Raw genomic sequence first — 19,205 nt, forward strand, 5'->3', positions numbered from 1 at the left:
TCATGTTCCACCCGATCCGGCACTTCATCACAATTACCAAGCACAGAAACGAAGTAGTTCGGCTTTGCTTTAAGGCCGGTATCGGGTTGCAGGGACTGTTCCACGATTTATCGAAGTACAGTCCCACCGAATTTATTCCTGGTGCAAAATATTACACGGGCAAGGAATCGCCAAACAACGGCGAGCGCCGCGATACGGGCATGAGCCTCGCATGGATGCACCACAAGGGGCGCAACAAGCACCACTTTGAATTCTGGTACGATTACGACATGAAGACAAAGAAAATCGTGCCGATGGACATGCCGGACCGCTACATCAAGGAAATGTTCTGCGACCGCGTGGCCGCCTCCAAGACTTACAACAAGAAAAGCTACACGCAAGAATCTCCGCTCCAGTACTTGACGAAAAGTACCGCGCACGAGAAGATGACGGAAACGACTTACAAGAAATTGCTGTTCTTGCTCAAGAAGCTTGCGACGGATGGCGAAAAAGAAACGCTTAGGTTTATGCGGCATTGCAAAGAACTGCCGACGGAATAAAGCCTCTCATTCGGACAACGCAAGCCCTTGCGGGCACTCGCACAAAAAAGTATATTTGAAGTTGAAGCCCGTTAATACAAGATTGGATAAGAACTGTATGGATCCTCCTTCGGAGGATGACAGCTTACAGGCGGGCATGACTTTAATGAGCCGCGATTGTTTACGGCATCACTTGAACGGAAAGGCAAATTATGGAACTTGGAAGAATTAACCGCGCACGCGTGGAGTCTATCACCCCGCAAGGCTATTACCTCGAACTTGAAACCGGCGGAAGCGTACTCCTCCCTGGCAACCGCAACAAATTTACGCTCGTCGAAGGCGAAATTATCGACGTGTTCGTTTACACGGACTCTGAAGACCGCCCGATTGCAACGCTTGACAAACCGCTCGCCCAGGTAGGCGAATTTGCGGTACTCACAGTCAAGGAAGTCAACCGCGTTGGCGCATTCTTGGACTGGGGTCTCAACAAGGACTTGTTCCTCCCCTTCAAGCAGCAGCTTGGCGAATTGCAGAAAGGCGACCGCTGCGTTGTCTTTGTGCTCGAAGACGAGAAGAGCGGACGCATCATCGCCACTGAAAAAATCAAGAGCTTTATCGATCCGGACACGAACGACTTGCACATCGGCCAGCGCGTAGAACTCGCCGCTTACGAAGTCACGCCCGACTACGTCGATTGTCTCGTGGATTACCGCTACACGGGCCGCCTCATGATGACGCCCGGCATGGAACGCATCTACATCGGCGATACGATGCCCGGATTTATCCAGCGTTTCACAAGCGACGGAAAGATTACGCTCAACTTGACTCCGATTGGCTACAAGGGCATGATGAAGAGCGAAAGCCCCAATGCCATCATGCAAAAGCTCGAAGAAGCAGGCGGATTCCTCCCCTACGGCGACCACACCGATCCGGAAACCATCCGTCGTGAATTCGGCATGTCCAAGAAGACGTTCAAGAAGATTATCGGGACGCTCTTCCGCGAAGAAAAAATCGTCATCGAAGAAGGCGGGATTCGCGCAGTTTAAGGATTCACGCAGTTTAATCGGCGCGTCCATACATGCAAAAAAGCCGCGATTTGCGGCTTTCTTCATTTTCAAGATTCGCTGGATTTAAGTGTACATTATAAGAAGCGCGGCTCATCGGCCGCGCTTCTCGTTTTTTAGAAATTTACTTCGTCGGCGTTGAGCACTTTGAGTTCAATGCGGCGGTTGGCACGGCGGCCCGCTTCACTTGAATTGCTCGCTTTAGGGCGGCTCGGGCCATAACCCACAGCAGTCACGCGCTCCGCATCGATTCCCTGTTCGATCATGTAACTGCGAACACTATTCGCGCGGTCTTCAGAAAGCTGCTGGTTGAGTTCTGCAGAGCCATCGCTACTCGTATGACCTTCCACCTCAATCTTGGCCTTCGGATTACGTTTCAGCCCAGCAATTGCAGCATCAAGCGTTTTCAAAGAACTAGGAACAAGCTCTGCACTTCCAGCCTTGAACGTCACACCTGTAAGTTCCGAACGAGTATCGTCAAAAACAACGGAGATTCCCCCTGTGCTTGCCGTACGGGAAACATACGGAGTCTCGCCACATTCAAACGGACCGGTCAAGCTTTCACACAAAATCGTGTAAGTATCTTCACGTGGAATGTGGAAGCTCGCTTCGCCATACACGTCCGTCGTCACCACCACCTTCTTGCCTTTATTTTGACCTACAAACGTAAGTTTTTTATTTGCATGCGGAACATCTTCGTTGTTCGTATATGTCACATTCAACACAGCGTACGTCTTATTCGGCGAGAGCTTGCCGGCAAATGCAAAAGAAACAGCCACCATAGCCGAAAGGGCAATGCGGGATATCATTCTCATTCTTGTACTCCTAAAAATGAAGCGTATTATGCGAGGCAAAAATAAAAATTGACAGACATAGTTTCAAATTATCTTTAAATATTTTTTGAAATTTCTAAATTTTTATTGTAAAAAACTTATACGGAGAAACCATGAACTTCAAAAAAATTACAAGCGCTGTTTTGGTTGCAGGAATGTGCTCTGCAGCTTTTGCCGCCGATGGTGAATTCAATCTCAAAGGTAACGTCCAGACTCAGGCCACCAAGACAATTGCTGATCGCGACAACAACTTGAGTTCCTTCTGGATTCGCGCCAACATTGGCGGACTTTATAAAAGCGAAAACTTTGATGCACAGGTGATGCTTCGCATTTTCGCCCCGCAGTTTGGCAATATCAACGTCACAGACGCAACATGGAATAACGACAATCTCAAGACGACCAAGTCCGCACAGGACAAGATTCTCGCAGATCTCTACTGGGCAAACTACAAATGGACTTACAACAGCCACACATTCAACCTCAAGGTCGGTCACTGGAAAACAGACTGGTCGCAGTCCACACACTTCGGTACTTACATCGATAAGGAATTGACGGCACGAGGACTTTGGATGCGAGACTACGCACACAACGCCCTTGAATTCGGCTGGAAAACGGGTTACTCCAATTTCAACGCCATGATCGCCACAAGAGACAACAAATTCAATACGGGCTACATCCGCATTGAAGAAGATCTCAAGTTCGACTTCCCGCTCGAAGCAAAATTCGCCTACCGCAGCAACGCCATCGATCCACTGCAAAATACAGCAGCCATCACACACCGCATGGCATCTTACCTGAGCTACAAGATTGCTGATCTCCGTCTTTACAGCGAATACGCCTATATTTTCACGCAGGACAATGCGGTCGAAAAAGCGGCCAACAATTACGTCGCTCCTGAATGCAAGTACATGAAACCAGGTGATTCTTACATGCCGTTCTACATCGGCGCAGAATACGCCCCAGAAGAAGGATTCATGAGCAACCTTATGAGCAGCCTCTATGTGGAATGGGAACACATCGGCGACAGAAAGAAGCTTAATGACGGCAAAAAGATTGACGACTGGGCATGGACTGTAGCATGGGCCAAGAAGATTGCAAAGACAAAGCTCCAGTTCAGCGTCTATAGCGGCAATGAAATCAGCGACGTCGGCTTTGCCTTCCGCCTCACGAGCACAATCAAGTAATCGTAAATACGAAAATGCGCGAGCATTAACTAAGCCGCGCGAAGCTCGCTTAAAGCATTTGAAAAGCCAGGGTACAAACCCTGGCTTTTTTAGCACCCCGCCACGAGAAATTATGGATCCTTCGTCCCTTTGGTTCTCAGGATGACGAGATGCGGAAAACAAAAAAGCCTAACCTTTTCGGTTAGACTTTTTATACCCTGTTTCGCGGAAAGTAAAAAAGCCTCATGTTTTCATCATGAGACTTTTTTAGTACCCCTGGGGCGGAAAGTAAAAACGACCAGCCTTTCGGTTGGTCGTTTTTATACCCCCAAGCGGACTCGAACCGCTGTTGCGGGAATGAGAATCCCGAGTCCTGGGCCACTAGACGATGGGGGCAAGTGCGGCACATTATAGCAAATTAAGCGTATTCCGTCAACTGATTTTAGTCAAGAGTTGCAGAGCAGCTTCGCCGCATTTACTAGAATCTAGTTCTTAGCGATTAGCCGTTAGTCATTAGTTGAATGATTTTAGAAAACATCTCTAATGACTACTGACCAATAACCATTAACTAAAGACTAGTCTCTGTAGAAGAGGTCGAGATTGCTCTTGACCGGCGTAGAAGCTTCAAGAGTCGTCACGTAGTCGTTGAAAGCGGTCATCACGCCAAAGCGGTAGGAGTTTTCGACATCCTGCTTGATGGCGTCTTCAACTTCTTCAACAGACGGAGTCTTCTTGGATACGACCTTGACCATCACGGCGCCGTTTTCGGCGACAACCGGAGCAGTCCATTCGCCAGCCTTAGCCTTGCCCACAACTCGTGCGATCTGAGCATTGCCGTAGCCAAAGCCCGGAACAAAGCCGTCAACAGAGGCGTTCTTGGTTTCAAGTTCGATCTTTTCAATCTTGGCAGCCGTATCAGTCGGATTCCAAGCCTTGACCTGGGCGGCGACAGAGTTCAAGTAAACTTCGGCAGCCTTGTCAGCCTTCTGCTTGAGGAGCGTTTCCTTGATGTCATTGTAGTAGAGAGCGAGGCTACGTTCGCCAGCCTTATAAGCACCAACCTTCTTGGCAATGACAACCCACTTGTTGTTTCTGAGCACACCAGAAATTTCGCTTTCTTCCTTCGGGAGGTTTTCGTTCGGCCAAGCGAAAGAAGCAAGACCCTTGAGGTAGCCAAATGCAGCAATGTTGCCATCACGAGAAACCCATTCAGAAGTCTTGACTTCAAGACCACGAGCCTGAGCTTCGGTGAGCAAGTCAGAGCCAGCATCAACATCCTTCTTGATGTTGGTGAGGATCTTTTCGAGGCTATCGATTGTATTGGAAGAAGCCGTAACAGTGAGGAGGATGTGGCCGACCTTGACCTTTTCAACTTCACCCTTGGCATTCTTTACATTACCGTAAGACTTGATGATGTGGTAACCGAACTGAGAACGGACCGGTTCAGAAATCTTGCCGGAATCAAGAGCAAAAGCAGCGTCTTCGAACGGCTTCACGTAAGTGCCACGGCCAACGAAATCTTCGCTCAAGATACCGCCCTTTTCAGCACTGCCCGGATCTTCAGAAGAAACGCGAGCCATGTCTTCGAATGTCGTAGCGGAAGAGGAGTCCGTGAGCTGGTAGTAAAGCGTCATAGCGTATTCGCGAATGCTTGCGTCATCAGCGGCAGTAGCTTCAACCGGGAGGGAAACATACTGGAACTGGGCAGCGTCATTCTTAACAAAGAAGCTATCAATATGAGCATTGAAGTAGCCAGCGACCATCACGCTATCCACGGAATTGGAATCCACAACAAATGCAGAACTCGGTGCAACCGCCACCTGCAGTTCGTAATCCGTCATGCGACGTTCAACGCTCCACTTGGCTTCAAGAGAAGTCGGATGGACAGAAGCGCCGACCAGCGTCTGAAGTTGACGAGCCGGAATAGTGTTGTTCTTCATTTCGTCTTCAAGCATGAGCATGGAGTTCCAGCGGTATGCAACCGGAGTTTCAATCCAAGCGTCATAATCAGCCTTGTTGAAAGTCGTGTCCGTGAGGAACTTCGGCAAGGAACTGAGGTATGCCTGAGAACGCTGAATCAGGTCGTCCTGAGATGTCGCCTGCTGCTGGATAGCATAGAGGCGAGCCTGGGCTTCCTGCACCAAACGTGCGCGAACGGCATCGGAATTGCGCTTGAACTCGTTCTTGAGTTCAGCGACCGAGGCGCTAAGTTCGGCCTTTTCATACTGTTCGGCAAAAAGGGCCTGACGGACGAAGCTAGAGAAAACCTGAGCACGGAGCTGAGAGTACTGTTCGTCGTCCAAGTGCTGGTTCTGGTACTGGTTCTGCACGATCATTTTCACGCGAGAATCAAAGTCCGTATAGGAAATCTTGGTATCGTTGACAACACCGATAGGATAGCTACGTCCCTGGTCCGGAACACGGTCCATGGCAAGAAGACCGATGGCGATACCGGCGGCAAAGATCACAATTACCCACTTGGCTTTTTCATTAATCCACGTTAACATAGAGACAACTCCATTAAAATTTTGTCGGTCGAAAAAATAGCAAAAAAAAATGTTTGCATTTTATTTTATCGAAATTGCAAGTCAAATATAATGCCGAAAAGCCCTATTTTTTCTATTTATGGGATATAAAAATACAACAATCCCTTTGGAGTATCTCATGTACGATATTTTGGTTCTGGGTGCCGGCATTTCTGGATTGAGCGCAGCTCTCCACGCGGCAGAAAAAGGTTTCCACGTAGTTATCCTAACCAAAGGAGCAAAACCGGACGGTTCATCAAACTACGCCCAGGGCGGAATCGCTACCGTTACCGAAAAGACAGACAAGTTTGAATTCCACATCGCAGACACGCTCGAAGCAGGAGCCGGCCTCTGCAAAAAGGAACCCGTCAACATCTTGACCAAGAGCGGTCCTTCGACCATCAAGCAGCTCGTCAAGTGGGGCGTCCAGTTCACACCGTCGCCCGAAGACAAGTCGCAGTTCGACCTTCACCTCGAAGGCGGACACAGCCACCACCGCATTTTGCACGCCGCTGACCTCACCGGTAAAGAGATCATGCGCGCCCTCCTCTGCAAGCTTCACGAACAGAAGAACATCGACTACCTTGAAAACTGCTATATCAAGGACTTGATTTGCGAAGGCGAAGGCAAGAACAAGCGCTGCGTCGGTGCAAAGATTATCCACCAGAAGTCTGGAGAAGTCGAAAGCATCTACGCCAAGGCAACAATTCTTTCGACAGGTGGTGCAGGCCGCATTTGGCAGTACACCGTCTGCCCGCCAGACAGCTGTGGCGACGGCATGGCCATTGCAGCCCGCGCAGGCGCTGCCCTCCAGGACATCGAGTTCATGCAGTTCCACCCGACTAGCTTGTACGCACCGAAGTTCAAGAAGCCGTTCCTCATCTCCGAAGCTGTGCGCGGTTTCGGCGGCATCCTCAAGAACGACAAGGGCGAAGAATTCATGAACCAGGTGCACCCACTGCACTCCCTCGCCCCGCGTGACATTGTCGCTCGCGCGATCCACAGCGAAATGCAGCGCCTCGGCAAGGACCACATGTTTATCGACCTCTCTGGCCGTACGCCAAAGGACATCAAGAGCCACTTCCCGCACATTTATTCTAAATGCATGGATGCAGGCATCGACATCACGAAAGAATGGATCCCGGTCGTCCCGGCAGCCCACTACATGTGCGGCGGCGTTCTCGTCGATACCTGGTCCCGCACCGAAATCAACGGTCTCTATGCTTGCGGCGAAGTTGCAGCAACCGGCGTCCACGGCGCAAACCGTCTCGCCTCGAACTCGCTCCTGGAAAGTGTCGTGTTTGCCATCCGCGCCGTCGATGATATCGAAAAGAGCGGCATCACTAAGGACAAATTCACCGCACCCAAGTCCAAGAAAGAGACAGTCAGCTTCGCAAAGGCAGCCTACTGGCGCAAGCGCAAGAAGATGCTCCAGGACATGATGTGGACGCACTGCGGCATTGTCCGTACCGTTGCTGGCCTCAATCAGGGACTCAAGGTCATCGAAGAACTCCAGAAAGATGTCGATACTGCCATCAAGAACAAAGAAACAGAAAACTTGCACTTCCTTGAATTCCTGAACGCACTCCAGGTTTCCAAGATGATCCTCATTGCCGCCCTCCGTCGCAAGGAATCTCGCGGGCTTCACTACATCCTCGACTACCCGAATCAGGATCCGAAGACGAAGCACCAGAGCATTTACCTGAGCGACAAGAAATAAATCTTTTTCTATATAGGACAGCATGGAAGAGGTCAAGGCAACACAGTCCAGAAAGAAAGTCAAAGATCAGCTCCCGTCTAAAATAGGCGGTTACAAGCCAATACAAGCTCTCAATAGCGGAGCCATGGGCAGTCTATGGCTTTGTCGGGACCCGTCCCTCGACAGGCTCGTCGTAGCCAAAAGGCTCAACACCAACCTGAACCAGCAGGACATCTACATCAAGAGATTCCTGCAAGAAGGGAGCATCCTCGCCCACCTGAATCATCCGAACATCATCCAGCCGTACGCCCTCTGGAAAGACAGCGACGGCAACTACACGATGTCGATGGAGTACGTACAAGGTTCAAGCCTTAAGGACTTGCTCCTCCGAAACAAGCGACCGCCCGTCTGGGTTGTTGAAACCATATTGTATGAACTCCTGAGTGCCTTGAGCCATGCCCATAGAAACGGCGTGACCCACCGCGACCTGAAGCCTGCAAACATGATGATCGACAAGGATGGACGTGTACGCCTCCTGGATTTTGGCATCGCCCATACGGATACGCCGCTCGAAATCGGCAAGGAACTTACGCAGACCGGCTGCATCATAGGCACGGCCGCCTACATGAGTCCCGAACAGATCATGGGAGAAAAGGTCAACTACGCAAGCGACCTCTTTAGCGTAGGCATCATCGCCTGCGAAATGCTCATTGGCGAGAACCTTTTCCGAGGCAAGGACTTCGAAGAAACACGCGAAAATATCCTCAAGATGAAGTTCAAGCCAGAAGTCTTCCCGAACGATGTTCCCAAGCCGCTCCGCAAGTTCGTCTTGAAGCTGCTCAATAAACGAGCAAGCAAGCGCCCGTCCTCGGCCTGCGACGCCGCCAACGAGCTTGCCGACCTCATGAGGGAATACCCGCGCGACATGACTCCCTACATCGCCGATTGGGCAGATACGGTAAATGAAGACCAACCGATCGATTCAGTGATATCTCCGAAGCCGCAAAAAACTACATTTAAGTATGGAATAGGATTTTTACTAGGAGTGGTAGTTGCAGCCATCGCATTTATCGGTGTGCAGTTAGCTATCTAGAGGATTTGTCCAATGAATTGGATAGATATAGCATGCGCGGCTTGCTTACTCGTGTTCAGTGTCATCGGCTTATGGCGTGGACTATTAAGCAGCGTGTTTAAGCTTTGCGGTTGGGTGGCAGCAATTTTAGGCGCCTACTTTGCCCAAGATCTTTTTGGCGATTTTTTCGTGCGCAACTTTGCCTTTGGAGATTTCGCGGCGCGACTCATCTGCACAAGCATCGGCTTTCTAGTTCCATTCCTTTTATTTTCGTTTATCGGCCATGTTGTCGGCGATTCCATCAAGAATACAATCGTCGGAAAGACGAACCGCATTCTCGGAATGGTTTTCGGCATCATCAAGGCAACTGTGGTCTGCTTTGTACTGCTGACCATTTTACACCTGCTTCCCGTCGAAGGAAAGCTGAAATCATTGAGAAACGAAGCCGTAGCCTACGGCCTTTACAAATCTTCTCTTGAAGCCATGGGATACTCTTCTGATGAAGTAAACCTCCGCAAGATGGCTAAAGAAAAAGCAAGCGAACTTACAAAGACCATTACAGACAAAGCAAAAGGTTCAACGGAACAAGCAGCCGATAGCGCAAAAGCTGCTGTCAAAAATGCAGCGGGCAGTCTCTCAAATAAAGTTAGCGAAACCGCAGAAAAAGCTAAAGACGCTGCGATCGCCGCTAAAGATGCTGCAGTCAAGACGTTTGAAGAAGGCAAGTCTAGTACAGCCAAATCGTCTTCGAGCGCCGCTAAGAAATAATTTTTTCAAGACTTCACTGGGTCCTTCAACTTCGTGCTACGCACTTCGCTTAGGATGACGAGATGCGGCAGAATGCCGCATCTTTATTTAGAAGCGAGGCGGGCAGCGCATTCGCGGGCGTTACGGAGAATTTCTTCTTCCCCATCGACGTGGCGTCCGCGCATCACGAACTTGCCGTTGCACATCACAGAATCAATTGCACTAGAATTTGCAGAATAGACCCAGTTGCTGTAAATGTTGTAGCACGGCACCATGCGTTCGTTGTTCAAGTCTACGAGCAAGCAATCCGCAAGATAGCCTTCCGCAATTCGACCCGCATTGATTCCAAAGAACTGCGCGACATTGTACGTTGCCATCTTGAGAGCCTCTTCTGCCGGGAGCGTTTCCGCAGTCCCGAGATACTTTGCGAGAAGCGCAATCGTCTTCATTTCTTCTTGCATGTCGAGATTGTTGTTCGACGAATCGCCATCCGTACCAAGACCGAGCTTCATGCCGTCCTTGATCATTTCAGCGACCTGCGGAATGCCACTATTCAACTTCATATTAGAGCACGGATTCAAAATCGCCGTTGCACCTGATTCCGCAAAAATCTTACGGTCAGAAGCGTTGAAATGTGTACAGTGCGCCGCCGAGAAATTCGAATTCAAGCCGCCAAGGCGCTTCCAGAATTCCACCGGAGTACACTTGAACTTTTCCTCGCAATTCTTGACTTCGGTTGTCGTTTCGGACAAATGAGTATGAATCTTGTAATTTTCGGCATGAGCAAGCTCAATCAGTTCAGCCGTTTTTTCCTCACCCACTGTATAAACAGCATGAGGCATTACTACGAGCTGTACGCGTTCTGATTCGCCCGTGTGATTCTTCAAGAAATCGACATTCGCCGCCCAAGCTTCCGATGACATCAGCGGTTCTGCAAAGGTAACGCCAATCGCTGCACGGATGCCCATATCCTCGACAACCTGAATCGTCCGTTCACGGTGCCAGTACATATCAGCAAAGAAAACCGACCCCGACTTGATCATTTCGAGAATCGCCAAGCGACTACCGATTGCAATATCGTCATCCGTGAGTTTCGCTTCGGCAGGCCAAATGTATTCGTTGAGCCACTTGTGAAGTTCCATGTCGTCCGCAAAGCCTCGCAACAAGCTCATTGACGCATGCGTATGGCCATTATAAAACGCAGGCATAATCGCAAAATGCGAACAATCGACGATTTCAGCGCCTTCGTAATCAGCCGGTTCCAGCGGGCGCGTCACTTTTTCAAAGAGATTATCGACAATCAAGATGTCGCGCTTTGCGCCATCAAAGAAAACATTTTTTAAAACCGTCTTTTTATTCATCGTCATCCTCGAAGCGGAGCAAAGGGGATCCATATTATAATATAGACATTTATGGATTCTCCTGACGGAGAATGACATTGTTTGCTTAACGTTCTTCGAGAAGTTTTTTCACGGAGAAAGCAAACTCTTGCAAGCTGGGGTCTCGAGCGCCCATCAGTAAAATCGTGTCGCCCGGTTCTGCGTACTCGAGCATTTTCTTGGCACACTCGTTGCGGTCTTCAATGTAAATGGCCTCGCAACCCTTGAGAATCAGGTCGTCAGCAAGGTCGCCTGCGCTTATGTCACGCGTTACAGTTCCACCAGCATAATAGATTTCGCTAAAGAACATCACATCGTTCTTGCGGTCAAAATCCATATCCATCGGGCGTAGCGTCTTGGCGATAAAGTCCACCAAATCCTTGCGCAAGAATCGCGTCGGACCAAAGCCATGCGGCTGGAACCAAGCAATCACGCGGCCTTCGGTAAAGTCCTGGGCGCTCTTGATGCTTGCCGCAATTTTCGCCGGATTGTGGGCAAAGTCATCGACAAGCGTGATGCCATTGAACGTTCCAAGAATCTGGTGACGGCGGAACACGCCCGGGAAAGTCGAAAGCGCATCGGCGCATGTGTGGAGCGAAACGCCCGCGCGGAGTGCTGCTGCTGTTGCAGCCAAGGCGTTTTCCATGTTGTGCTTGCCCGGCAGCGGAATTTCGAACTTCACAAGTTCATTGCCATGGCGAACGCGGAACTGGATATGCGTCCCGACCGACTTGAAATCAATTCCCTGAACGCTCACATAGCTTTCATAACCAAAGTCAAATTCGCGACCAGCGCTAAACTTCTTTGCGAGCGGGTGCGCATCGTTCACAATCAAGATGTGGCCTGCGCTCAAGACGTTCTGGCTGAACTTCAAGAAAATTTGTTCGAGCTCGGAGATTTCCTTGTGGTCTTTATCAATGTTCAGAATGACGCCAATTTCCGGTTCATAGCGAACAAGCGTTCCATCGCTTTCATCGACTTCGGCAACGAGCCATTCGCCCTTGCCACTCACAGCATTTCCAATCTTGCCCTGAGCCTGCAAGTTCACGAGACCGGCACCCGTCATCACAGACGGCTGGAGTCCAGCGTAATCAAGAATGTGGTAAACCATCGCCGTCACCGTCGACTTTCCGCTCGTGCCGCTAATGGCGATCGTACGCGCTTCCTTGGAAATCTTTGCAAGCATTTCGCTGCGGTGCATCACCGGAACGCCAAGTTCCTTGGCTCGCTTTAAATCCGGGTTCGTATCTTCGATAGCGGTGCTCACCACAACTGCGGTAAGGCCTTCGACAACGCCGGAACCATCCTGCGCAAAACACTTGATTCCGCAATCTTCGAGTTGGCTCATGACAAGCGGCTTTTCGGCTTTTCCGCTGAGGAACTCGCCAAACTGACGGTCGGAACCGCTTACAGCAACGCCCTTGCCCACCAAATACTGCGCGATGGCACTCATGCCCACGCCTGCAACACCGATAAAGAAGTAAGAATTAGTCATTGGTCAATAGTCTTTAGTCAATAGTTATTAGCAATTAGGAATGCGGAATTTGGAGTTCGGAATTTGAACATTCGCGGCAAAGCCGCCCATTAAACCAATTCCTAATTCCGGCATCCTAACTCCGAATTATTCCAACAGCTCCGGGTCGATTGTGGGTTCGTAACCAGGTTCCACAAAGTCTTCCGGGGCGATTCCCTTGCGGCGAGCGGCCTTCATCTGCTTAATGAGCTTGCGTTCTGCAGCAACGGCACGGCGCTTCGCGGCTGTTGCTTTCTTCTCAGCAAGGCGCTGGGCTCGCGTTTTGCGTTCCTTCACAGGAGCCGCTTCATCCGGCGAAATCTCCAGCGGTTCTGCGTATTCATCAAAATCTTCATCATCTTCGTCAAAGCGAATTTGCGCGTCAAAATCGCGGAAGCCTTCGTCTTCATCATACACAGGCGCCGACGCCGGGCATTCCTTCTTCAAGAGCTTAAGCACATTTGCAAACGGCTCTTCCATCGGAACCTTAAACGTAAGTTTCTTGTTCGTACGCGGATGAATGAGTTCAATCTTCACGGCCTGCAAGAGCTGAGCCGGAGCAATTTCAAGAACCTTCTCGGCCACCGGCTTCATCAGAGGCGGCACGCGGTTCAAGCTTTCATCACGACCATCGTAAAGCGGATCACCCACGACCGGATGGCCCGTGTAACGGCTATGCACGCGAATCTGGTGCGTACGGCCAGATTCCAATTGCAATTCCAAAAGCGTTGCAATCGCAAAGAACTGCTTGGCAACGTAATGCGTACGGCTTTCCTTGCCGCCCTTCACCACAGCCATTTTGAGACGGTTCTTCGGGTTACGGCCAATCGGAGCGTCAATCGTTCCTTCGAGGTCACGCGGGCAGCCCCATACAAGCGCATTATACGTGCGGTGGAGCGTACGCGTTTCAAGCTGGTGTGCCAAATGCCTGTGAGCGGCATCGTTTTTCGCGACCACCATAAGCCCCGGCGTATCCTTGTCCAGACGATGGACAATACCCGGACGGAGCGGGCCGTTCACGGTCGAAAGATTTTCCTTGAAGTGGTACAAAAGCGCTGCGGCAAGCGTTCCCTTGCTCACGCCATTGCCCGGATGCACCACCAAATTGCGCGGCTTGTTGATGACCACGATATCGTCATCTTCGTACACGATATTCAGCGGAATATCTTCGGGTTCAAGCGTCGAAGATTCCTTCTCAATCATCTTTTCAACGACAACCGCCATCCCCGTTTCAACGCGGAAGTTCTTGGATACTTTGCCACCGCCGACCTTGACTTCGCCCGCTTCAATCAGCTTCTGCACGTCTGTGCGGGAGACATTTTCCATAACGCCGACAAGGAACTTGTCGATACGTTCACCATTATGCTTTTCTTCTACGATGTAATTCATGAATCAGTGGTTTGTGGTTGGTAGTTAGAGATGATTGGCGAAATTCCGCCTTCATGTCATTCTGAGCGAAACGCCGCAAGGCGTGTAGTCGAAGAATCTAAACTTATTTTGAGATCCTTCGACTCCGTTTCACTACGCTCAGGATGACACCTTTTGATTTTCATCTATGCGTTTTTCTTTAATGTCTTTCTCTTCTTTTATTTGCTTATGCAACTTACGCAAAATTACGGGAGACAAAATCACAAGAGCAACGCCAACAGTCACGAACGAGTCCGCCACATTGAACGTCGGGAAACGCGTCATAATAAAGTCCGGGAAATCGCAGTCGATAAAGTCTACGACCATCTGCATGCGCATACGGTCAATAAAGTTTCCGACAGCACCGCCGAGAATCATCACCACGCCCAAGCGGCTCAAGTAATCGCGCTTGTCGATAGACTTATAGAACCATGCGAGAGCAAAAGCGGCAACAATCGAAATCAGCAAAAAGAAAAGCCAAGGCGGCAAGAACGGCATCAAGTCTTGCGGACGGCTGCTGAACGCAGCCCCCTTGTTGTACACAAGCTGAAAACGCACAAGTTCGCCAATCACAGGAATTTTCTCGTACGTAAAATTCCCGGCTTCATCCGTAAAACGCGCCACCGCCCACAGCTTCGTCAACTGGTCTGCAACAATGCTAAAAACAATCACCGCCACATGGAACGGCCTCTTATTATAGAACTTCGTATTATCTTGCATAAAATTCCTTTTTATCACTATACTAAAAGTTTTTTCAACCGTATGGATCCCCTCCCTGATGGTCGAGGATGACCATGGCTGCAACACTCACCTTTTATGGTTGTCCTTACGCTTCGCTTCGAGGATGACACTTCTCTCGTCTTTCGTCTCTAGTCTTTCGTCTACACGTTCCTCTTAATTCTCGCGTAGGCTTCATCTATCCACTTGTCCGAATAGAAGTGCATCGACGTTTCCTTCACGATCCGCTTCACGGTATCGCGGGTGATTTTCACCTTCTTGTCCGAAGTGAACACCGACACGCCATCCCCGATCAAGCTCAAGTTCTCTGCAGCCATAAAGAGCGGCCAAAGGCAGAAGAGCCTTGTGCGCATCTTGATGTTCGGGATGAGCTTCGTGTAGGCAATCGCATCGTCCAGATGATGCCAAGCCTTTTCGACAAGTTCCGCAAGCACCGCGCCGCATTTTTGAGCATCAGCCCCTGCGGCAAACAGTTCGCTCGGGTGCGCAAAGCCATGGCGCTTGCAAATCTCTTCGGGGATAAAGCAGACGCGGCGTCCAGAATCCTCGACGCAGTCCTTCACGATGTTCACGACCTGCAAGGCAAGCCCAAAACTCACGTCGAGCTTCGAAAGTTCGGCCTCGCGCTCCTTGCTAATCAAGCACGTATCCGCCGAGAAAAGCTTCGTCAAGAGCTTCCCGACAATGCCAGCCACATAGTAGCAGTACTCGTCGAGTTCGCCCACGTTCGCAAGCGTAAACCAGCCCGCCGAAAGCGCAGCCTCCTGGCGGAGCGCAAACTTCGCCATGCCACCGCACATCTCAATCACCACGTCACAAACCGGCTTCTGGTAATTCTTGGGGAGCGACTTCAAAAGCGGCACCACGACTTCGGACTTTACGCAAAGATCCTTGTTCGGGTCTTCGGAGCCATGCCATGATTCCGGGAGAGCCGCCACAAACGTGCGGATTTTCTCGGTTTCAAGTTTGCCCGTCCTGAACACATCGGCAAACAGCGCAAGTACGCGGTCCTTTTCGGTCGCCTTCATGTCCGGATCATCTTCAACTGTATCGGCAATGCGCAAATACAGGTACGCAAGCAAAATACTGCGGTGCAACTTGCCTCGCAGAACCTGGATGTTCAGCGCAAACGTACGCGACACCAACTGCAAGATATCTTCGGCGTACTTCCACGCCGCCTTGCCTTCGAGCACCTTCTCGCCCACATCTAAAGAATCCAATTTATCAATCATACTTGCTCTACTTGGTCAATGGTCATTAGTCAATAGCCGTCAGACAAGAGGTGAGGGCGATGCCCGATCGGTGTCGGGCATGACAAACAAAAACAAACTCATAACATTCCTGTTTACAATCCACTGTCTACTTCCTACCGCCTACTTCCTACTAAAAACTCTCGTCTATAGCCCGAAGGGCGTTCTCTCGTCTAATCAATACACCTCGAACATTTCCGGCGGAACCTTTTTAGATGCGGCCATCGACTTTACGTACTTCCAAAAACGCCCATGGTCTTCGGCATTGCGAAGCTTATGCGCATAGCTCAACCCCGCGCGGTCACGCACGTTTTCTTCCGACATCGTAATCCCCTTGCGCTGGATCCCGTAATTCACCCAACGGTATTCCAGATAAAAAGCCGATTGGAACAGGTCCGTGAGCTTGAGTTCCGTCCTCCGCTTCATCAAATGGGCGACCCAGACAAAAACAAGCACGGATGCAAAACCATAATAGGCATAAACACCTAGCCCCATCTTTTGGAGCATCCACACAATAAGCGTCGCCGTAGCAAACGACGTCACCGCCGTAAACAGATAATCGCAAAAGCGCAAAAAACTCACTCGACCCGGATTTTTCACAAATCCGCTCAGCACATAAGCCCATTTTTCGCCCCGATTGAGCTGTTTTTTCATAAAAACGACGTACGAGACATTCCTAAACCAAAAATGAAGACCGACCCAGAGCAAAACGGGCGTCCAAAAACAGTATTCCACAAGCGTATTCATTACCATCGTAGCAAAAATTAGAAAATTTGCAAAATTTCAAGGATTCTCGCAACCGCCCGGATGCCCAAACACAGACGTTAATTTTCATTTACAAAGAAGTAAGAAAATTTTTAGGTTTATTTCAGTTCCCATCTATCAACATTTCAAAGAATTAGCTAAATTATTACGCCTAGTTGTTGATAGATTTTGAACCAGATCGGATGAGGATTGAAGAATGCAAGTTGAATGGGAAAGATGCTTGAACTACCTCCATGGAATGCTGTCGGATACGGTATTCAAGACATATTTTGCACAGACCAAGCTTGTAAGCCAAACCCCAGGACACGCCGTCATCGCAGTGCCCCCCGGACTTGACGTCAAAGTCTATGCCGCTTACAAGGACCTGATCCGCCTCGCCTGGAAAGACGTCTCCCACGACGACGCTCCGGTAGAATTCGAATTCCAGCCGCAAGACGTTTACCAGCCGCAAGCAAGCTCCTCCGACAACTCTTTCCGCGAATTTATCAAGCCGAGCGTTCCGCTCTCTGGCAGCTTCCGTTTTGAAAACTTCGTTCCGGGTGACAAGGCCCAGCTCGCCTTCAACGCGGCCCTCGCCGTCGCAAGAAACCCGGATGGAACGCAGTACAACCCGCTATTTATTTATGGGTCTTCTGGTCTTGGCAAGACGCACTTGCTCCAGTCCATCGGAAACTACATTCTCGAAGAAGATCCGACCAAGCGCGTCATTTACCTCACGTCCGAAGACTTCTCGCAGCAGTACATGAAGTGCCTGCAAGAAAAGCGCATCACGGAAATGTCGGACTTCTACCGCAACGAAGTGGACATTCTCTTGATTGATGACATCCAGAACTGGACGGGCAAGTACGAAACACAAAACGAATTTTTCTTGATCTTTAATGCGCTCCATCAGGCAGGCAAGCAGATCGTGCTCACCTCCGATGCCCCCGCTGCCGAAGTCAAGAACCTCTCCGACCGCCTTGTGAGCCGCTTCTCCTGGGGCTTAACCGTTGACATCCAGCCGCCTGACGTCGAAACGCGCGAAGCCATTCTCCACAAGAAGGCCGAAGAACGCCATCTCGAAATCAGCGACGAAGTCATCCGTTACCTTGCTGAAAATATTGCAAGCAACGTTCGTTGCCTCGAAAGCGCCATCATCAAGCTCACGCTCCAGTCGAGCCTCATGAGCCACGACATCGACATGAACATCGCACAGAAGGTCGTCACCGAAATCGCCCCGACGCTCCGTCGCCGCGTAAGCCTTGACGCCGTGCTCCATGCCGTATCGCAGCATTACGAAGTTCCCGAAACCAAGCTCATCGAACCGGGCCGCGGCACCAAGGAAATCTCCAAGGCCCGCCAGGTCGCCATGTTCCTCATGCGCGAACTCTCCCCCATCAGCTTGCAAAGCATCGGTTCCCGTTTTGGAGGCAAGGACCATTCCACGGTCGTCCACGCCATCAAGAGCGTCAAGAAAGAAATGGAAACCGACCCGAGCTTCGCCCGCTTGATTGAAAGCCTCAAGAACGCGATTCACGATTAAATCGCGAATTCATCTCCTTTTATACAAAAAGCCTCGGGATAAACCCGAGGCATTCTTTATCGGTTCAATTCCTTATCTGTTTAATTCCTCGCGGATGATGTCGGCAAACATCCCCGATGCATTTTCTCGAATTTTTTCTTCAAGAGCATCTATATCTTGAGCCTTGGTGTTAAAGCTCGAAACCAGCTTGTTGTTTGATGTCTTGTAAAGTTCCACAGAAATTGTCAGGTTCTTTCCAAAAGTTCCAACTCTTGCCTGAGAGACATAATCCGCGCTGATATTTTTTCCAGTCTCAACTATACATGCCCCCTCGCAATCTTCAAGCGATTTTTCAGGAGGAAGCATTTCTCTGATATTCTCCCTAGTCATAATAGTTGCGTTAATTTCCGAAGACAAAGCCTTAACCGCTTCTTCTCTCAACACATTTGTTATAAACTGGTTTTCCTGATATTTAAGGATACCACCCGAAACCGATTCAAGGACAGCAACAAAAACAGGACGACTAGAAACGCTTTTCTTATTTTTCTGTGTATTAGTGGCAATCTTATCGACATCCCATTTTTTTTCGGCAACGGAAACCGGTTCAGCACTATTTATACTGTTATTGGAGCAAAAGGCAGGTGAATAAGAGTAATAAGTATAATAACCACCAAGACCATCAACAAGAAGCGCAGGCCAGAAAATAGCATCCAAAATAATCATCCCGACTCTTGTTTCTTCCACATAGCATTGTGCAGCCTTTTTATCATTTATAATCAAGGCAGTATATTCTTTTTGCGAAAGATCAGGACGGCTCACTGAAAAAATCATAGCACAAGAATCAAAAACAAGACCACATAAAACAACCGCAGTCAGCAAAAAAATCTTTCTCAAAAACACACGCATAGGATTCTCCCGTTTCAACTATAGAAACATTCACCCCCAAAATAAAAATTTCTTCTGTCCATTATACAAAAAGACTCTCCAACAGGCCCCACAAAAAGACTTGTTTCATACAGAAAAGCCTCGGG

The 19,205-nt window shown here is 49.7% G+C and carries 16 protein-coding genes and 1 tRNA gene; 7 read left to right on the forward strand and 10 right to left on the reverse strand.

What is annotated here, in order from left to right:
* The first annotated feature begins 2 nt into the window (after positions 1–2).
* Positions 3–539, forward strand: a complete 537-nt coding sequence (locus ACJMM9_RS11955) for a DUF5662 family protein (RefSeq protein ID WP_405327236.1) — start codon at positions 3–5, stop codon at positions 537–539.
* A gap of 191 nt (positions 540–730) precedes the next feature.
* Positions 731–1,564 (forward strand): S1 RNA-binding domain-containing protein, encoded by an 834-nt coding sequence (locus tag ACJMM9_RS11960; RefSeq protein WP_405327239.1) that lies wholly within the window; start codon positions 731–733, stop codon positions 1,562–1,564.
* 134 nt (positions 1,565–1,698) lie between these two features.
* Here the strand turns inward: ACJMM9_RS11960 and ACJMM9_RS11965 are convergent, their stop codons facing one another.
* A complete protein-coding gene (locus ACJMM9_RS11965) occupies positions 1,699–2,397 on the reverse strand; it encodes an OmpA family protein (RefSeq protein WP_405327242.1) in 699 nt (232 codons plus the stop codon).
* Between the two features lie 131 nt (positions 2,398–2,528).
* Here ACJMM9_RS11965 and ACJMM9_RS11970 point away from each other — a divergent pair, with 131 nt between their 5' ends.
* Complete coding sequence (locus ACJMM9_RS11970) at positions 2,529–3,599, forward strand: hypothetical protein (protein ID WP_405327245.1); 1,071 nt, start codon at positions 2,529–2,531, stop codon at positions 3,597–3,599.
* Between the two features lie 302 nt (positions 3,600–3,901).
* Here ACJMM9_RS11970 and ACJMM9_RS11975 read toward each other — a convergent pair.
* Together ACJMM9_RS11975 and ACJMM9_RS11980 are read right to left on the reverse strand one after the other, a co-directional pair.
* Positions 3,902–3,974 (reverse strand) — tRNA-Glu (locus tag ACJMM9_RS11975).
* Between the two features lie 179 nt (positions 3,975–4,153).
* Positions 4,154–6,085, reverse strand: a complete 1,932-nt coding sequence (locus ACJMM9_RS11980) for a peptidylprolyl isomerase (protein ID WP_405327248.1) — start codon at positions 6,083–6,085, stop codon at positions 4,154–4,156.
* Between the two features lie 157 nt (positions 6,086–6,242).
* Here ACJMM9_RS11980 and nadB point away from each other — a divergent pair, with 157 nt between their 5' ends.
* The 3 genes from nadB to ACJMM9_RS11995 are packed head-to-tail and all read left to right on the forward strand — an operon-like array spanning position 6,243 to position 9,642.
* On the forward strand, positions 6,243–7,823 hold the full coding sequence (gene nadB / locus ACJMM9_RS11985) for an L-aspartate oxidase (RefSeq protein ID WP_405327251.1): 1,581 nt from the start codon (positions 6,243–6,245) through the stop codon (positions 7,821–7,823).
* A gap of 22 nt (positions 7,824–7,845) precedes the next feature.
* Complete coding sequence (locus ACJMM9_RS11990; protein WP_405327254.1) at positions 7,846–8,895, forward strand: serine/threonine protein kinase; 1,050 nt, start codon at positions 7,846–7,848, stop codon at positions 8,893–8,895.
* A gap of 12 nt (positions 8,896–8,907) precedes the next feature.
* Positions 8,908–9,642: a CvpA family protein gene (locus ACJMM9_RS11995; protein ID WP_405327255.1), complete on the forward strand. Its 735-nt coding sequence runs from the start codon at positions 8,908–8,910 to the stop codon at positions 9,640–9,642.
* Positions 9,643–9,725: 83 nt separating this feature from the next.
* Here ACJMM9_RS11995 and ACJMM9_RS12000 read toward each other — a convergent pair whose 3' ends face one another.
* The 6 genes from ACJMM9_RS12000 to ACJMM9_RS12025 form a co-directional block, all read right to left on the reverse strand.
* Positions 9,726–10,982, reverse strand: a complete 1,257-nt coding sequence (locus ACJMM9_RS12000; RefSeq protein ID WP_405327257.1) for an amidohydrolase — start codon at positions 10,980–10,982, stop codon at positions 9,726–9,728.
* Positions 10,983–11,067: 85 nt separating this feature from the next.
* Positions 11,068–12,495, reverse strand: coding sequence for a UDP-N-acetylmuramate--L-alanine ligase (gene murC / locus ACJMM9_RS12005; RefSeq protein WP_405327259.1), 1,428 nt, complete (start codon positions 12,493–12,495; stop codon positions 11,068–11,070).
* Positions 12,496–12,621: 126 nt separating this feature from the next.
* Complete coding sequence (locus ACJMM9_RS12010; protein ID WP_405327262.1) at positions 12,622–13,902, reverse strand: RluA family pseudouridine synthase; 1,281 nt, start codon at positions 13,900–13,902, stop codon at positions 12,622–12,624.
* Between the two features lie 138 nt (positions 13,903–14,040).
* A complete protein-coding gene (lspA, locus tag ACJMM9_RS12015; RefSeq protein WP_405327264.1) occupies positions 14,041–14,640 on the reverse strand; it encodes a signal peptidase II in 600 nt (199 codons plus the stop codon).
* Positions 14,641–14,801: 161 nt separating this feature from the next.
* Positions 14,802–15,890 (reverse strand): squalene/phytoene synthase family protein, encoded by a 1,089-nt coding sequence (locus tag ACJMM9_RS12020; RefSeq protein WP_405327266.1) that lies wholly within the window; start codon positions 15,888–15,890, stop codon positions 14,802–14,804.
* A 195-nt stretch (positions 15,891–16,085) separates the two neighbouring features.
* Complete coding sequence (locus ACJMM9_RS12025) at positions 16,086–16,562, reverse strand: hypothetical protein (RefSeq protein ID WP_405327269.1); 477 nt, start codon at positions 16,560–16,562, stop codon at positions 16,086–16,088.
* Between the two features lie 307 nt (positions 16,563–16,869).
* Between ACJMM9_RS12025 and dnaA the strand changes: the two genes are divergently transcribed.
* A complete protein-coding gene (gene dnaA / locus ACJMM9_RS12030) occupies positions 16,870–18,195 on the forward strand; it encodes a chromosomal replication initiator protein DnaA (RefSeq protein ID WP_405327272.1) in 1,326 nt (441 codons plus the stop codon).
* Positions 18,196–18,267: 72 nt separating this feature from the next.
* Here dnaA and ACJMM9_RS12035 read toward each other — a convergent pair whose 3' ends face one another.
* Positions 18,268–19,080 carry a hypothetical protein gene (locus ACJMM9_RS12035; RefSeq protein ID WP_405327274.1) on the reverse strand — a complete coding sequence of 271 codons (813 nt, stop codon included), beginning with the start codon at positions 19,078–19,080 and terminating at the stop codon, positions 18,268–18,270.
* Positions 19,081–19,205 lie beyond the last annotated feature (125 nt).

The sequence above is a fragment of the Fibrobacter sp. genome (assembly GCF_045112255.1).
Lineage (GTDB): Bacteria > Fibrobacterota > Fibrobacteria > Fibrobacterales > Fibrobacteraceae > Fibrobacter.

Coding starts and splice junctions, on each gene's coding strand:
- ACJMM9_RS11955 (WP_405327236.1), top strand. CDS start 3: ATGTTCCACCCGATCCGGCACTTCATCACAATTACCAAGCACAGAAAC.
- ACJMM9_RS11960 (WP_405327239.1), top strand. CDS start 731: ATGGAACTTGGAAGAATTAACCGCGCACGCGTGGAGTCTATCACCCCG.
- ACJMM9_RS11965 (WP_405327242.1), bottom strand. CDS start 2,397: ATGAGAATGATATCCCGCATTGCCCTTTCGGCTATGGTGGCTGTTTCT.
- ACJMM9_RS11970 (WP_405327245.1), top strand. CDS start 2,529: ATGAACTTCAAAAAAATTACAAGCGCTGTTTTGGTTGCAGGAATGTGC.
- ACJMM9_RS11980 (WP_405327248.1), bottom strand. CDS start 6,085: ATGTTAACGTGGATTAATGAAAAAGCCAAGTGGGTAATTGTGATCTTT.
- nadB (WP_405327251.1), top strand. CDS start 6,243: ATGTACGATATTTTGGTTCTGGGTGCCGGCATTTCTGGATTGAGCGCA.
- ACJMM9_RS11990 (WP_405327254.1), top strand. CDS start 7,846: ATGGAAGAGGTCAAGGCAACACAGTCCAGAAAGAAAGTCAAAGATCAG.
- ACJMM9_RS11995 (WP_405327255.1), top strand. CDS start 8,908: ATGAATTGGATAGATATAGCATGCGCGGCTTGCTTACTCGTGTTCAGT.
- ACJMM9_RS12000 (WP_405327257.1), bottom strand. CDS start 10,982: ATGAATAAAAAGACGGTTTTAAAAAATGTTTTCTTTGATGGCGCAAAG.
- murC (WP_405327259.1), bottom strand. CDS start 12,495: ATGACTAATTCTTACTTCTTTATCGGTGTTGCAGGCGTGGGCATGAGT.
- ACJMM9_RS12010 (WP_405327262.1), bottom strand. CDS start 13,902: ATGAATTACATCGTAGAAGAAAAGCATAATGGTGAACGTATCGACAAG.
- lspA (WP_405327264.1), bottom strand. CDS start 14,640: ATGCAAGATAATACGAAGTTCTATAATAAGAGGCCGTTCCATGTGGCG.
- ACJMM9_RS12020 (WP_405327266.1), bottom strand. CDS start 15,890: ATGATTGATAAATTGGATTCTTTAGATGTGGGCGAGAAGGTGCTCGAA.
- ACJMM9_RS12025 (WP_405327269.1), bottom strand. CDS start 16,562: ATGAAAAAACAGCTCAATCGGGGCGAAAAATGGGCTTATGTGCTGAGC.
- dnaA (WP_405327272.1), top strand. CDS start 16,870: ATGCAAGTTGAATGGGAAAGATGCTTGAACTACCTCCATGGAATGCTG.
- ACJMM9_RS12035 (WP_405327274.1), bottom strand. CDS start 19,080: ATGCGTGTGTTTTTGAGAAAGATTTTTTTGCTGACTGCGGTTGTTTTA.